Origin of the sequence: Corallococcus sicarius, from assembly GCF_003611735.1 — a bacterium.
Taxonomy (GTDB): domain Bacteria; phylum Myxococcota; class Myxococcia; order Myxococcales; family Myxococcaceae; genus Corallococcus; species Corallococcus sicarius.
This window is the reverse complement of sequence record NZ_RAWG01000075.1, coordinates 1-13,290: the sequence shown is the minus strand read 5'-3', so window position 1 is coordinate 13,290 and position 13,290 is coordinate 1. Positions and strand designations below refer to the sequence as shown.

The 13,290-nt window shown below is 71.4% G+C and carries 11 protein-coding genes; 3 read left to right on the top strand and 8 right to left on the bottom strand.

All coding sequences use genetic code 11. The features are described from left to right. Window positions 1-15: 15 nt before the first annotated feature. Window positions 16-1,455, top strand: a complete 1,440-nt coding sequence (locus tag D7X12_RS14410) for an aldehyde dehydrogenase family protein (RefSeq protein WP_120625850.1) — start codon at window positions 16-18, stop codon at window positions 1,453-1,455. 22 nt (window positions 1,456-1,477) lie between these two features. Here D7X12_RS14410 and D7X12_RS14405 read toward each other — a convergent pair whose 3' ends face one another. From D7X12_RS14405 to D7X12_RS14395, 3 genes are all read right to left on the bottom strand, one after another. Then, window positions 1,478-1,924 (bottom strand): hypothetical protein, encoded by a 447-nt coding sequence (locus D7X12_RS14405; protein ID WP_120625849.1) that lies wholly within the window; start codon window positions 1,922-1,924, stop codon window positions 1,478-1,480. Then, window positions 1,924-3,546: an ABC-F family ATP-binding cassette domain-containing protein gene (locus tag D7X12_RS14400; RefSeq protein WP_120625848.1), complete on the bottom strand. Its 1,623-nt coding sequence runs from the start codon at window positions 3,544-3,546 to the stop codon at window positions 1,924-1,926. Before D7X12_RS14400 ends, D7X12_RS14405 begins: the two co-directional genes overlap by 1 nt. Window positions 3,547-3,702: 156 nt before the next feature. Then, a complete protein-coding gene (locus D7X12_RS14395) occupies window positions 3,703-4,065 on the bottom strand; it encodes a cupin domain-containing protein (protein ID WP_120625847.1) in 363 nt (120 codons plus the stop codon). A gap of 30 nt (window positions 4,066-4,095) precedes the next feature. Here D7X12_RS14395 and D7X12_RS14390 point away from each other — a divergent pair, with 30 nt between their 5' ends. Beyond that, the gene (locus D7X12_RS14390; RefSeq protein ID WP_120625846.1) at window positions 4,096-4,722 is read left to right on the top strand and encodes a phenylalanine--tRNA ligase beta subunit-related protein; all 627 of its coding nucleotides are present in this window, start codon (window positions 4,096-4,098) and stop codon (window positions 4,720-4,722) included. Window positions 4,723-4,746: 24 nt separating this feature from the next. On the opposite strand, the gene D7X12_RS14385 is transcribed toward D7X12_RS14390, so the two are convergent. After that, complete coding sequence (locus D7X12_RS14385) at window positions 4,747-5,253, bottom strand: gluconokinase (RefSeq protein WP_120625845.1); 507 nt, start codon at window positions 5,251-5,253, stop codon at window positions 4,747-4,749. Window positions 5,254-5,455: 202 nt separating this feature from the next. Between D7X12_RS14385 and D7X12_RS14380 the strand changes: the two genes are divergently transcribed. Beyond that, entirely contained in the window at window positions 5,456-6,307 is an 852-nt protein-coding gene (locus D7X12_RS14380; RefSeq protein WP_244224547.1) for a hypothetical protein, read from the top strand. Between the two features lie 19 nt (window positions 6,308-6,326). Here the strand turns inward: D7X12_RS14380 and D7X12_RS14375 are convergent, their stop codons facing one another. The 4 genes from D7X12_RS14375 to D7X12_RS14360 all read right to left on the bottom strand — a co-directional run. Beyond that, window positions 6,327-8,408, bottom strand: a complete 2,082-nt coding sequence (locus D7X12_RS14375) for a neutral/alkaline ceramidase (protein ID WP_439329368.1) — start codon at window positions 8,406-8,408, stop codon at window positions 6,327-6,329. 230 nt (window positions 8,409-8,638) lie between these two features. Then, entirely contained in the window at window positions 8,639-10,735 is a 2,097-nt protein-coding gene (locus D7X12_RS14370) for an ATP-binding protein (RefSeq protein WP_120625843.1), read from the bottom strand. A 148-nt stretch (window positions 10,736-10,883) separates the two neighbouring features. Further along, on the bottom strand, window positions 10,884-11,552 hold the full coding sequence (locus D7X12_RS14365; RefSeq protein ID WP_120625842.1) for an acyltransferase: 669 nt from the start codon (window positions 11,550-11,552) through the stop codon (window positions 10,884-10,886). Window positions 11,553-11,600: 48 nt separating this feature from the next. Next, the coding region (locus D7X12_RS14360) for a histone deacetylase family protein (protein ID WP_244224546.1) at window positions 11,601-13,290 on the bottom strand (1,690 nt) is incomplete at its 5' end.

The window sequence follows — 13,290 nt, the reverse complement described above, 5'->3', positions numbered from 1 at the left end:
GGAAAAGGAGCCGGCATGCGCGTGGTGTCCGTGGAAGAGGCCCTGGTCCCCAGCGACCTGCAGGGGGTGTTCGACCGCCTGCAGGCGCGCCGTTGGGCGCTGGCGAAGACGGGGCCGAAGGAGCGCCTGGCGCGGCTGGACAAGCTCAAGGCGCTGCTCCTGGAGCGGCGCGAGGAGCTGGCGGACGCGCTCCACGAGGACTTCCACAAGCCCGCGGCGGAGGTGGAGGCGACGGAGGTTTTGCCCGTGCTGCTGGAGCTGGCGCACGTGCAGAAGCACCTGAAGGCGTGGATGAAGCCGCGCAGGGTGGGGGCGCCGCTCCTGCTCGCGGGCACGAAGAGCGAGGTGCACCCGGAGCCCCGGGGCGTGGTGCTGATATTGGCGCCGTGGAACTACCCGTTCCACCTGCTGGTGTCGCCGCTGGTGGCGGCGGTGGCGGCGGGCAACGCGGTGCTCTGCAAGCCGAGTGAGAAGACGCCGGGCACGGCGCGCTTCCTGGCGCAGCTGCTGCGGGACGTGTTTCCCGCGGACGAGGTGGCGCTGGTGGAGGGCGGGCCGGAGGTGGGCGAGGCGCTTTTGCGGCTGCCGTTCGACCACTTCTTCTTCACCGGGGGTCCGCGCGTGGGCCGGCGGGTGATGGAGGCGGCGGCGCGGCACCTGGCGGGGGTGACGCTGGAGCTGGGTGGGAAGTCGCCGGTCATCGTGGATGCGACAGCGGACGTGGACACGGCGGCGGAGCGGATTGTGTGGGGGAAGTTCCTGAATGCGGGGCAGACGTGCATCGCGCCGGACCACGTCTGGGTGCACGCGTCGAAGGAGGAGGCGCTGCTCGCGGGGATGAAGGCCGCGCTGGAGCGCTTCTACGGCAAGACGGAGGAGGCGCGGCGGGCGACGCCGGACTTCTGCCGGATGGTGGATGACGGCGCGTTCCGGCGGGTGACGGGGTTGTTGGACCGCACGGTGGCGGGTGGCGCGCGCGTGGTGGCGGGCGGCGGCGTGCACGCGGAGACGCGCTTCATCGCGCCCACGGTGCTGGCGGACGTGACGCCGGAGGCGCCGGTGATGGAGGAGGAGATCTTCGGGCCGCTGCTGCCGGTGCTGCGCTTCGAGTCCCTGGATGAAGTGGTGACGCAGGTGCGCGCGGGCGGCAAGCCGCTGGCCATGTATGTGTTCACCCAGGACGAGGCGACCGTGGAGCGTCTCTTGAAGGAGACGAGCGCGGGCGGCACGGTGGTGAACAACGTGGTGTTACACAACGTGAACCCGCACCTGCCCTTCGGCGGCATCGGGCAGAGCGGCGTGGGCGCGTACCACGGGGAGGCAGGGTTCAAGGCGTTCAGCCACGAGCGCGCGGTGGTGCGCCAGGGCCGCACGGCCTTCACGAACCTCTTCTTCCCACCCTACCGGGGCAAGGCGCCCCGGCTGGCGCGGCTCGCGAGCAAGCTGTTCGAGTAGTGGGCGCATCCGAAGCTGCGCGTTACCGGCGCAGGTTCGGATACGGATCCTCGAGCGTGGACTCCCGCCAGACGCTCACGCGCGCGCGCTCCATCGCGGCCTGGAAGTCGAACGCGCCCACGGCATCGACACGGGAGGGAGCATCCGCCCACTCCGTGTCATCCCCACGCCGGACCTGGGCCTTTGCCTCCATCGCGAGGAAACAGGCCACCGCCGCCGCCAGCCAGGGCTCCTCCGAACGGATCCGCATGCAGGCCTCCGTCCCTTCTTCCAGGTCGAGATCCACGCGCTCGCCAGCGCGCTCCCGGCTCCTCAGGTAGAGCCAGGTCCAGCTTCGCGAGGCGGGATTGTCGGAGTCCCCATCCGAGTCGGTGTGGTGCCCATCGCCCCAGAGAAACGCGGCGATGAGCCGGAAGTCCGGACGTTCGTGAAGCGGCTTCACGAACCACGTGGACTCGGGGCCGTCCATCAGCTGCGCAGGCCGGGCGCTTCCTGGCCCGTGCGCGCGACGTACTCCGTGTAGCCGCCGCCGTACTTGTGGATGCCGTCCGGCGTCAGCTCCAGGATGCGGTTGGACAGCGCTCCCAGGAAGTGCCGGTCGTGGGACACGAAGAGCATCGTGCCCTCGTAGCGCGAGAGCGCGGTGATCAGCATCTCCTTCGTGCCCATGTCCAGGTGGTTCGTGGGCTCGTCCAGCACCAGGAAGTTCGGCGGGTCGTAGAGCATCTGCGCCATCACCAGACGCGCCTTCTCACCGCCCGACAGCACCCGGCACTTCTTGTCCACCTCGTCACCGCTGAACCCGAAGCAGCCCGCCAGCGCCCGCAGCGAACCCTGCCCCGCGCGCGGGAAGGAGTCCGACAGCTGCTCGAACACCGTCTTCTCCCCGTCGAGCAGGTCCATCGCGTGCTGCGCGAAGTAGCCCATCTTCACGCTGCCACCCAACACCACCGAGCCGTCATCCGGCTGCGTCGTCCCCGTCACCAGCTTCAGCAACGTGGACTTGCCCGCGCCGTTCACGCCCATCACCGCCCAGCGCTCCGCGCGGCGCACCAGGAAGTCCAACCCCTCGTAGATGGTCCGCTTGCCGTAGCCCTTGTAGACGTTCTTCAGGTTCACCACGTCGTCACCGGAGCGCGGCGGCGGCTGGAACTCGAAGAGCACCGTGGAGCGGCGCTTGGGCGGCTCCACCTTCTCAATCTTCTCCAGCTTCTTCACCCGGCTCTGCACCTGCGCCGCATGCGACGCGCGGGCCTTGAACCGTTCAATGAACTTGATCTCCTTCGCGAGCATCGCCTGCTGACGCTCGTACTGCGCCTGCTGCTGCGCTTCGTTCTGCGCGCGCTGGCCTTCGTAGAAGTCGTAGTTGCCCGAGTACGTCGTCAGCGAGCCGCCGTCGATCTCCACCACCTTCGTCACGATGCGGTTCATGAACTCGCGATCGTGCGACGTCATCAGCAGGCCACCCTCGTACCCCTTGAGGAAACCCTCCAGCCAGATGAGCGACTCCAGGTCCAGGTGGTTGGAAGGCTCGTCCAGGAACATCGCGTCCGGACGCATCAGCAGGATGCGGGAGAGCGCCACGCGCATCTTCCAGCCGCCTGACAGCGCGCCCACGTCCCCGTCCATCATCTCTTCCGTGAAGCCCAGGCCCGCGAGGATTTCCCGCGCCCGCCCTTCCAGCGCGTACCCGCCCAGCTCCTCGAAGCGGCCCTGGACGATGCCGTAGCGCTCGACCAGCTTCTCCATGTTGTCCGCCTGGTCCGGGTCCCCCATGGCGGCTTCCAGCTGCTTCATCTCCGCCGCGACGGTGCTGACCGGGCCCGCGCCGTCCATGACCTCGGACACCGCGCTGCGGCCGTTCATCTCACCGACGTCCTGGCTGAAGTAGCCAATGGTGACGCCCCGGTCGATGGAGACCTGCCCTTCGTCCGGGTACTCCTGGCCGGTCATCATCCGGAACAGCGTCGTCTTGCCCGCGCCGTTCGGGCCGACGAGGCCCACCTTTTCACCCTTGTGAAGCGCAGCCGACGCCTCCACGAAGAGGAGCTGCTGCCCGTGCTGCTTGCCGATGTTGTCGAGACGGATCATGTGCGTACCGGAGGCCCGGGAATCAGGCGGCGCGCCCTTATGCCACGACCTGCCCCCCAGATGGATGCTTCCGAACTCCCGGCACCCACGACTCCTTGCACCCGGCCAGGCAGGCGGGCCCCCGTCCGGGATTCCGCCCTGCCGGAAGGCGGGGCGTCAGGAGTCGCGGTGCACGGTGCCCGGGGAGAACGCCGGGGTGCAGATGGCCACGTACTCCGCCCCCTCCTCGTCGGGGGTGCTGTAGCGGACCCACTCGCCCGGCTCGCACACCACCGTCTGACCGGCGTGCACGTCCATCACCCCGCCCTTGTGCTCCACCCGCAGCGTGCCGGCGAGCACCAGGGTGATTTCACGGAACTCCGGCGTCTGCCCCGGCTCCTCCCACCCGCCCGGACTGCGCATGTGCGCGACGCTGATGTTCTGCGTCTTGGAGGTGATGCGACCGACGTATTCGTCGATGAGCTTCGGCTTGTTTCCCACCGCCGTCACACGGGTGGGCTTCTTGATAAGCGTGGGCATGGAGGTCGGCGCAAAGCATAGAGTGCCGCCGTGCTGACCGTCGACCCCCATCCCCTCCTCGATCCCGTCGCATTCACCTCCACCTTCCCCGCCCCCCTGGGAGACCTGCCCGCGCCCGAGTGGCTGCAGGCCCTCCTCAAGCCCGGCGCCACCGCTCCCCTCCAGAGCGACGACGCCGTGCGCGGCGCGGTGCGGGACCTGCTGCGCCATGGCGGCTACAAGCCCACCGGCCGGGGCAAGCCCGCGTCCGAGTACCTGGTGCGCGCGTCCGGCGACGGCACGCTCAACACCATCAACGCCGCGGTGGACGCGTGCAACGCCGTGTCGCTGCACAGCGGCCTGCCCATCAGCGTCGTGGACCTGGACCGCGCGAAGGCCCCGTTCCGCGTCGCCACCGCCATCCAGGGCGACAGCTACGTCTTCAACGCCTCCGGGCAGACCATCGACCTGGAAGGCCTGCTGTGCCTCTTCGACACGGAGGGGCCCTGCTCCAACGCGGTGAAGGACGCCCAGCGCACCAAGACGGACCCCACCACGCGCCGCACCCTCACCCTCATCTGGGGCACGCGCGAGCTGGGCGACCGCACCGCCCGCGCCTTCGCGTGGTACCGCGAATTGCTGGAGCGCCTGGGCGCCACCGTGGAGCGCGTGGGCTGAAAAAGAGGGACACGCCCCCAGCCCCTACTCGCGGGGAGCTCCGGCCTTCAGCCCCAGCCCGTCCAGGATGCGCTCCACCACCACGTCCGGCGGCGGCGTCACGTCCACGGACAACGCATCTCCCGGTGCCTCCAGGGCGCTCAGCTGGCTGGCCAGCAGCGCGGGCGGCATGAAGTGCCCCACGCGCTGCTCGATCCGGGCCTGGATGACGGCCGCGGGGGCGTGCAGGAACACCCACCGCTCGCGCGTGGCGTCCACGGAGAGCCGCTCGCGGTAGACGCGCTTGAGCGCGGAGAACGCCAGCACCACGTCCTCGCCGTGCGTGAGGGCCTTCTCGATGCGTGCGCGCAGGAGCAGCAACCAGGGCTGGCGGTCCGCGTCCGTCAGCGGCGTGCCCGCGGCCATCTTCCGGCGGTTTTCCTGCGAGTGCAGGTCATCCGCGTCCACGAAGGACCAGCCCAGCCGGTCCGCGAGCGCCTGTCCCACCGTGGACTTTCCGGTCCCCGAAACGCCCATCACGATGATCACCATGCGGTGCTGCCTCCCGGAATCCCGCTCGCCTGCATGCTGAGACCTTCCGGTCTCCAACGCCACGCGAGAAGCAGGGTCGATGATCACACACGACACCCTGGACCTTCGTCCAATGAGCGTCCGCTGCTCAACGGCCTGCCGAGCAGGGTCGCAGCGTGATGTCGCAGCGTGATAACGACGAGTCGCTACCCTGGACGACATCATGATCTCCGCAGGCGCAACACCCCGCCGGGCCCCCGCCCGGTTCCTCCTGGCCATGGGCCTCCTGACGCTGGTAGCGATGGCGTCCTGTCGTGACCCGGCCACCGCGGCCGGCACCGCCCTCTTCGTCACCACCGAGTTCGAGCCCGCGCTCAACCTCACCCAGCTGCGCGTGTCCGGCTCCGTGGCGGGCGGCATGGACGTGCCCACCACGACGCTGCCGGAGAACGCGGAGCGCGCCCTCCAGAGCGGCGAGAGCTTCCGCGTCCTCCTGAATGACGCCGCCAACGGCGCCCAGGCCACCGTGCGCGTGGAGGGCCTGCGCGACGGCACCGTGCTCGCCACCGGCGAGGCCACCGCCAGCGTGCGCGACGGCTACGAGGTGGAGGTCACCGTGCAGCTGTCCTCCAGCCCGAAACCGGACGGCGGCACCCCGGATGGAGGCTCCGGCACCTTCTGCCTGGACTGCAAGGACGGCTGCTGCCGCGAGGGCGTGTGCACGTCCCGCACGGCCCGCACCTGTGGCGTGGGCGGCGTGGCGTGTTCGGACTGCACCGAAGCGAAGGCCGACACCTGCACGGCCCAGGGCACCTGCGCCTGCGGCAACAGCCCGGCGTGCGGCGCCAACGCCAGCGCCTGCTTCGGCGGCCGGTGCATCTGCGGCTCCGGCGGCGCATGCTCCCCGGGCCTCGCATGCGTGGGCGGCCAGTGCGTCTGCGATCCGTCCACCTGCGCGGGCTGCTGCCTGAACAACACCTGCTTCATCGGCACGGAGAAGAACGAGTGCGGCAAGCGCGGCCAGGCGTGCAAGAAGTGCGACAGGCGCTGCAACCCCGACGGCAGCTGCGACTGACGCCGCACCGCTGCGCCCGCTACCGCACGGCGAAGGGGCGCGAGCTTCCCGAATAGGGTCGCACGCGCCCGTCCCAGCCGGACTTCCAGTGGCCCTCGTGCACCAGCCGGTAGGTGCCCGGCGCCGCGTCCGAGGGGATGGGCCAGTCGATGCGCACGTGCGAGCACGCGAGCGTGGGGACGCAGTACTCGCGCTGCCAGTGGTAGCGCGCGCCGCCCTCACCGTCGTGCGCCACGTCCCGCCACGTCCCGTCCGGCTGGCGCCGCTGCACGCGCAGGTAGGTGCCTCCCTGCTTGAGGTTGTTGCGCGGATGCCCCGCCCAGAAGGTGGCGCTCGCCGTGTCGCCCCGGGCGTACGCGGGCTGCGCCTCCTCGACGAGGTCGCCGAAGTCCACCCACAACAGCTTGTCGTCGAACACCACGCCGGGCTGCAGCCCCACCACCGCGCCTCGCAGGTCGCGCGGCGTCGGTCCCGGCGGCACGGGCGCGCCGTCGCGCAGCGCCCCGGCGAGCCCCGCGAAGGACTGCTGCAGCGCCGCCAGCGTCCACGGGCCGAAGTGCGTGGACGCGCCCTCGTAGTCCTGGCGCGCGTACTCCTCGCGCGTGGCCACGTAGCCCGCGTAGGCGTTGGACAACCCGGCGATGACCACGTCCGTCACGCCCGTGCTCCGCAGCTGCGCGTGTACCGTCTCCCGCAGCCGCCGGCCCGCCATCGTCGTCAATTCGAACGGCACGGCGACGAGCGCCAGCGGCCCCACCGTCACCACCTGCAGGGGCAGCACCTCCGGGGACCACGGGTAGGGCTTCATGCTGCCCATCTCCAGGACGATGGGCTTCTCCGCCTGACAGGGCGTCGTCACCACCGAACAGGAGAACTGGCTCCACAGGTCGTGCACGGACTCGCACGTGGCGCCCTCCGCGCCGAAGCCGGGCCCGTCCTCCGCCCCCGCGATCATGGATACGCCGATGGCCGCCGGACACGTGCGGTGGGGCGCGCCGTCCGTGAACGCGGGCGCCACGTCCACCGCGTCCATCTTCACGTAGGCGTGCCGGGAGTCCACGCCGCCCAGCAGCGGCATCGCGGCGGTGGCCCACAGGTGCGCGGCGAAGTCGTACTGCTTCCGCGCGGACAGCTCCGCGTCCTCGAAGTCGTTCGCGCCGCCGCCGTTCGTCCCGCCCAGGATGTTGGGCGTGACGTCGCCCTCGTTCGCGTTGGCGAAGGCCGCGACGAAGGTGTCCGGGCCTCCCGGGGTGAGCCCGCCCTCCCCCGCCTCGAAGTAGCGCGCCGCCAGCCCCTTGTTGTCACCGCTGATGAAGGGGTGGGTGTTGCCGAAGGACGTGGCGTGGACGGCGAACCAGTTGACGAGCCCCAGCTCGTGCCCGTCCGCGCGCGTCAGCCGCAGCAGCGTCATGCGCGGGTCCACGTCCTCCGGGTAGCGGGCGCGCTCGTCCGCGGGGTTTCGCAGGTAGGCGTCCGGGGAGCGGTTGGCGCTCGCGCCCCTCAGGTCGCCCGAGGCCAGGCGCAGCGAGCCCTCGGCCAGCCGCGCGTTGGCGCGGAGGATGGAGTCCACGATGCCGGAGACGATGGCCTCGAAGTTCTGCGGCACGAAGCCGAGGGTGGTCAGGTTGTAGAGCGTGTAGTGGCTGAAGCCGCCCACCCCCGCGTGCGTGTGCGTGGCGCTCAGCAGCACGTTGTCGTCGGAGTACACGTCCCCCAGCTTCGCGCGCAGCCGCTCCACCACCTGCTGCTTCACCGACTGGAACAGCTCGCCCAGGTCCGCGCTGACGAAGGCCACGCGGCGGCCGTTGCACGGAGAGGCGATGACGAACGCGCGCGAGTACAGCCGCAGGTGGATTCCTTGCGTCTTCTGCGCCACCTGCGCGTAGCCCATCATCCCCACCTCCGCCGCGGGGCCGGTGATGTCGGAGCGCGCCGTGCCCAGGAGGAAGCGCGCGGAGCCCGCGCAGGCGTCCTCCGTCACGGCCCCGGGCGTCGGGGCTTCCGCCGCGCCGGCCTGGGGCAGCAGCCGCGGCCCGGTGGGGCCCAACGCCAGCAGACTGCCCAGCAGCAGCCCGAACACGGGGGCAAGGCGAGCAGTCACCGGGCGCATCACATCCTCCAGGATCCCCGGGCAAGGCCTTCAGGCAGGCGCTGTCGGGAGCGAACGTCGGCCCGTCAGCAGGGGGAGGCCCTCAGGGTGGACCCATTGCTCCGAAGAGGGCAGTGCGCACGAGGACAGGCCGTCCGACGCACCACACTCGAACATGGGGGCGCGGTGGTTTCAGTCCACTGCGCGGCAGCGGCCCGGCGGCCTGCTCCCTGACGGAGGCGTCAGGACACGCGCGCGGGGCGCCCGGCGGCGTGCAGGGCCACGTGGAAGGTGGCGCCGTGGCCCGGCGTGGACTCCACGCTGATGCTGCCGCCCAGGGCGCGCACGATGGTGTCGCAGATGGACAGGCCCAGGCCGGTGCCCTGGCCCGGGGCCTTGGTGGTGAAGAACGGGTCGAAGATGCGGCGCAGGTGCTCCGGCGCGATGCCGCGGCCCGTGTCGCGCACGTCCACCACCACCCGGCCTTCGGCGTCCACGCGGCTGATGAGGCGGATTTCATGCGTGTCCGTGAGGCCCTCCGGAATCGCATGCGCGGCGTTGATGACCAGGTTGAGGAACACCTGGAACAGCTTGCCTTCATTGCCGCGCACCGCCGGCACGTCGCCGTACTGCTTCACCAGCCGGGCGCGCGGGCGGATTTCACTGGCCGCCATCTGCGTCACGGAGTCCAGCACGCGGTGCAGGTCCACCGGCTCGTCGTGCGCGTCGTCCACGCGGGAGAAGACCTTGAGCTGGCGGACGATCTGCCGCATCCGCTCCGAACCCTCGCGCGCGTCCTCCAGCACCTGCTGGTACTCCAGCAGCTCGTCGGCGCCCAGCGGGCGAGGCAGGGGGCCCAGCGCGCGGTGCAGGAACTCCAGGTTGGACAGCACGTAGGACAGCGGGTTGTTCAATTCGTGCGCGATGCCCGCGGCCAGCATGCCCATGGAGGCCAGCCGGTCCCCCAGCATGAGCTGCGCCTGCATGTGCTTGCGCTCGGTGAAGTCGCGCGCGACGGTGACGCGCGCGGGCACCCCGTCGAAGAGCACGCCCAGCGTCACCAGGTCCGCGCTCACCACCTGCCCGTCGCGGCGCACCAGGGGCACCTCGTGCGAGCGGGCCGCGAGCCCTCCGTCCTGCGCCTCCTCCAGGTGGCGGCGCGCCACCTCCTGGTCCTCGCGGCGCACCAGCCCCAGCAGGTGCCGGCCCAGGAGCTCCGCTGGGTCCTGGTAGCCCAGGTACCGGGCCATGGCGGGGTTCACCGACAGGAGCATGCCGTCCGTCGTGTGCACCACCACGGGGTCCGGGAAGCCTTCGATGAGCAGGTGGAAGCCCGCCTCCGTGCGGCGCAGCGCGGTCTCCGTGCGCAGGCGCAGCGCGTCCGTGGTGTGCTGCTCCAGGGCCAGCGACAGCGCGCCCGCCGCGCCGGACAGCAGCTTCACCTCCACGTGCGACCAGGCCCGCGCTTCGTCGCAGTTGTCGAAGCCGATGAAGCCGAACAGCTCCCCGTGCACCGTCAGGGGCAGCACCAGCAGGGAGCGGATGCCCTGGGCCATGAGCACCGGCGCGATGCCGTCACCGAAGGCCTCCGGCATGCCCTGCACCGCCTCACCCCGGCGCAGCTCCTCCAGCTGGTGCAGGCGGAAGGACTCGTCCACCGGCGCCGCCTGCGTCTCCGGGTTCTCCAGTTCGCGCGACACCCCGGGCGCGGCCCACTCCGCGCGCTGGGACTGGAGGATGCGTCCGGAGCCGTCGCGGTGGAACTCGAAGACGTAGGCGCGGCTGGCGCCCGCCACCCGGCCCAGCGGCTCCAGGATGGCGTTGTACTGGTCCCCCGCGGACTCGGGCTCCAACAGCCGCCGCTGCACCTCCACCATGGCGCCCAGGTAGCGCTCGCGCGTGGTGGCGGCCTCCTCCGCGAGCCTGCGCGCGGTGACGTCCACCAGCGTGCCCAGCACGCCGCCCAGGCGCTCCGGGTCGCCCGTGGCGGACACCTCCACCCAGCGCGGCTGTGGGCCGCACGCGAGCCGCAGCTCCAACCGCGCCGGCGAGTCCACGCGGGAGAGGGCCGTGCGCAGGAGCGCGCGCGCCTGGTCCCGGTCCTCCGGGTGGAACAGGTCCACCAGCGCGCGGCCCTTCCACGCCTCCGCGGACGTGCCCACCAGCCGCTCCCAGGCGCGGCACGTCAGCAGGAGCCTGCCGGCGGCATCCAGTTCGAAGACGACTTCGCGCAGCAGCGACCCGGCGCGCTGGAAGCGGCGGGTGTCCACCAGGTCGCTCGTCACGGAGGTCTGCCCCGGCGTGGCGCCGACCCCCGTCTCGCGTTGCTCCTGGGACACCGAGGCCTCCTCACGACTGAAACGGGCTCATGCAGGGACGGGAGGACCACCCACCCGCTTCACCCGGGCACCTGCCCCCCTCCCGTTTCATCGATGACCGAAGCATAAGTCGGTCGAATGTTTCAAAGTCAATGGACCTGCCCATGACTCAAGGCGTCCCCTCCGGTTCGGGAGGCTCCCAACCGCCGGGCATCCCAGAGCGCGGGCGATGCCGACGGTCACCGAGCAGGCGTGCGGGAGAGCCGCCGACGATGCCCCACGCGGGCACGTCGCGGGTGACGATGGCGCCCATGCCGATGACGGCGTGGTCGCCCACGGTGACCCCGTCGGTGATGCCGGCGTTGGCGCCCACCCAGACGTCCTGACCGATCACGATTCCCCTCGACGTGACGGGCTGGTCCCTCACGGGGCGGTCCGGCGCGAGGCCGTGGTCGAACGCGTAGAGCGCGGCGCCGCTGGCGATGCGGGTGCCGTCGCCAATCCGGATGCCCACCGTGCCGCCGTCCAGGCTGACACGCGCGTTGAGGCTCACGCGCGACTCCAGAATCACCGGGCCATGCACGAAGGCGTCCGCGGCGATACTGCACCCAGGTCCAATCCTGACCGTGCGACCGGGCTCCGCGAAGATGCGCGCTTCGGGGGCGATGAAACATCCTTCCGCGATTTCAACCGTCTCCAGCTCGCGCAGGCGGTCCTGCACCTCGCGCTGCCAGGGCTCGGCCCACTCGCGGTGGCGCGGCTTGAGGACGAAGTAGAGCCACGGCATCCAGGACAGCCGCAGCTTGTGCTGTTGGCGGCGTTGCGCTTGGAGATCCACGGGCCAATGACTACCACGGCCCCGGCCCGTGACGACGTCCGGCCGGTGTCAGTGGGAGTCGGAGGGCACCACGGTGAAGTGGCAGCGCTCGCGCTCGGCCGCCACGGCGTCCGTGTCCATGGGGACGGGCTGCTGGCGGCACAGCATGTCGTCCGGCTCCCACGGGTACGGCTGGCCGTCCAGGCGCACGCGCCCCTCGGCCACGGCGCGGGTGGCCTCCACGAGCGACAGCGCGGACAGGTCGCGCATCAGCGCCTCGAAGCGGCCCTGGCGCTCCGGGGTGGAGAAGTGGAAGCGGGAGCGGGCGACGACGGCCAGGTGGTACCACATGGGCCGGAAGGCCAGCCCCGCGAGCCCCAGGCGCTGGGCCATGGTGAGCAGCGTCTCCGTCGTCTCGCGCGACAGGCCCAGGCCGGGCACCTCCTGGCCGGGGAGCTGGGGGCGCTTGTCGCTGAAGCGCGCGCGCGGGTGGCGCAGGCTCAGCCAGTTGGCGAAGAGGAACGTCTCTCCCTGGAGGACCTTCTTCTCCAGCACGGCGTCCGACAGCAGGTGCTCCTGGCCGCCCGCGTGGCCCAGCACCTTGATGCGGTCGCCGGTGCCGCCGGTGGAGGACACCTCCACGCGCAGGCGGCTGTAGCCCAGGCGCTCCACGTACGACATCAGGCCGTAGCGGAAGAGCGCGTACTCGATGCCCTGGGCGGTGTAGTGGCCCAGCACGCGCGGCTGCACCTCCGGCCCCAGGCGCAGGGGGCCTTCCAGGTCCTCCAGCGTGATGGGCTCCTCGCCCGCGAGCATGCCGGGCGGGCCGCTTGCCGGGTCGAGCAGGTGCGCGATGCGCTGGAAGCGCGCGCTCAGCGGATCATACCGGGCGGTGATGCGCTGGTGGCCCAGGCCCGCGAGCACCAGCACGGTGCCCGCGAAGAGCTTCCAGGACTCGGCGTGGTAGCCGCCGCCGGGCAGCCACACGCTCGCGCGCCCCCGCAGCGCGGAGGCGATGGCCACGTCGCGCTTGCGCGCGCCCGCGAGCGTGATGCCCACGCGCCCGAAGCGGTCCCCGGCGAGCACGTCCCCGCCGGCGATGACGAAGGTGATCTCCGAGCGGGGCATGCGCGACAGCAGGTCCTTCACCTTCTGCACGTAGAGGGTGTCGTCGCAGTGGTCCGGCACGCGCGTCTCGTCCACGCCGGGGGGCAGCGCGCCCCAGTCGCTGCCGGACACGGAGCCGATCCACACCTTCGGCTGGCCGGCCAGGCACGCGGCGGTGCCGTCCGGCGGGTGGGCGTCCAGGTCCAGCACGGCCACGGAGCCGTCGAAGCCCGAGGCGCGCAGGTCCGCCACCGCCACGGCGATGTCGTTGACGGTGCAGAAACCGCCGCCCCGCTCCGGCCGCGCGTGGTGGAAGCCGCCGGCCATGTTGACCACGGGGCCCTGCCGCGCGAGCGCCAGCCGGGCGGCGCCCAGGGTCCCGCCGCACACGAGCCGCACGCTGTCGAGCAGCGCGTCCACGGGGACCTCCGACGGGTCGGTGGCGTAGATGCGCGCGAGCGTGGCGGGGTCGGAGAGGGACTCCAGGTAGCGGGCGTCGTGCACGCGCGCGAGCTGGGCGTAGGACACCGGCACGAGGAAGAACTCGCCCTGCAATCCGGCATGCAGGGACAGCCGCTCCGCCAGCGGCACCGTCAGCGCGGCGTCGTAGGAGATGCCCCACTGTTCGCTGCGCAGCGGCTTCGCGTCGCCC

Bases quoted from the DNA above. Each gene is read 5' to 3' on its own strand.
- D7X12_RS14410 (WP_120625850.1), top strand. From the start codon at position 16: ATGCGCGTGGTGTCCGTGGAAGAGGCCCTGGTCCCCAGCGACCTGCAG.
- D7X12_RS14405 (WP_120625849.1), bottom strand. From the start codon at position 1,924: ATGGACGGCCCCGAGTCCACGTGGTTCGTGAAGCCGCTTCACGAACGT.
- D7X12_RS14380 (WP_244224547.1), top strand. From the start codon at position 5,456: ATGATCTCCGCAGGCGCAACACCCCGCCGGGCCCCCGCCCGGTTCCTC.
- D7X12_RS14400 (WP_120625848.1), bottom strand. From the start codon at position 3,546: ATGATCCGTCTCGACAACATCGGCAAGCAGCACGGGCAGCAGCTCCTC.
- D7X12_RS14385 (WP_120625845.1), bottom strand. From the start codon at position 5,253: ATGGTGATCATCGTGATGGGCGTTTCGGGGACCGGAAAGTCCACGGTG.
- D7X12_RS14395 (WP_120625847.1), bottom strand. From the start codon at position 4,065: ATGCCCACGCTTATCAAGAAGCCCACCCGTGTGACGGCGGTGGGAAAC.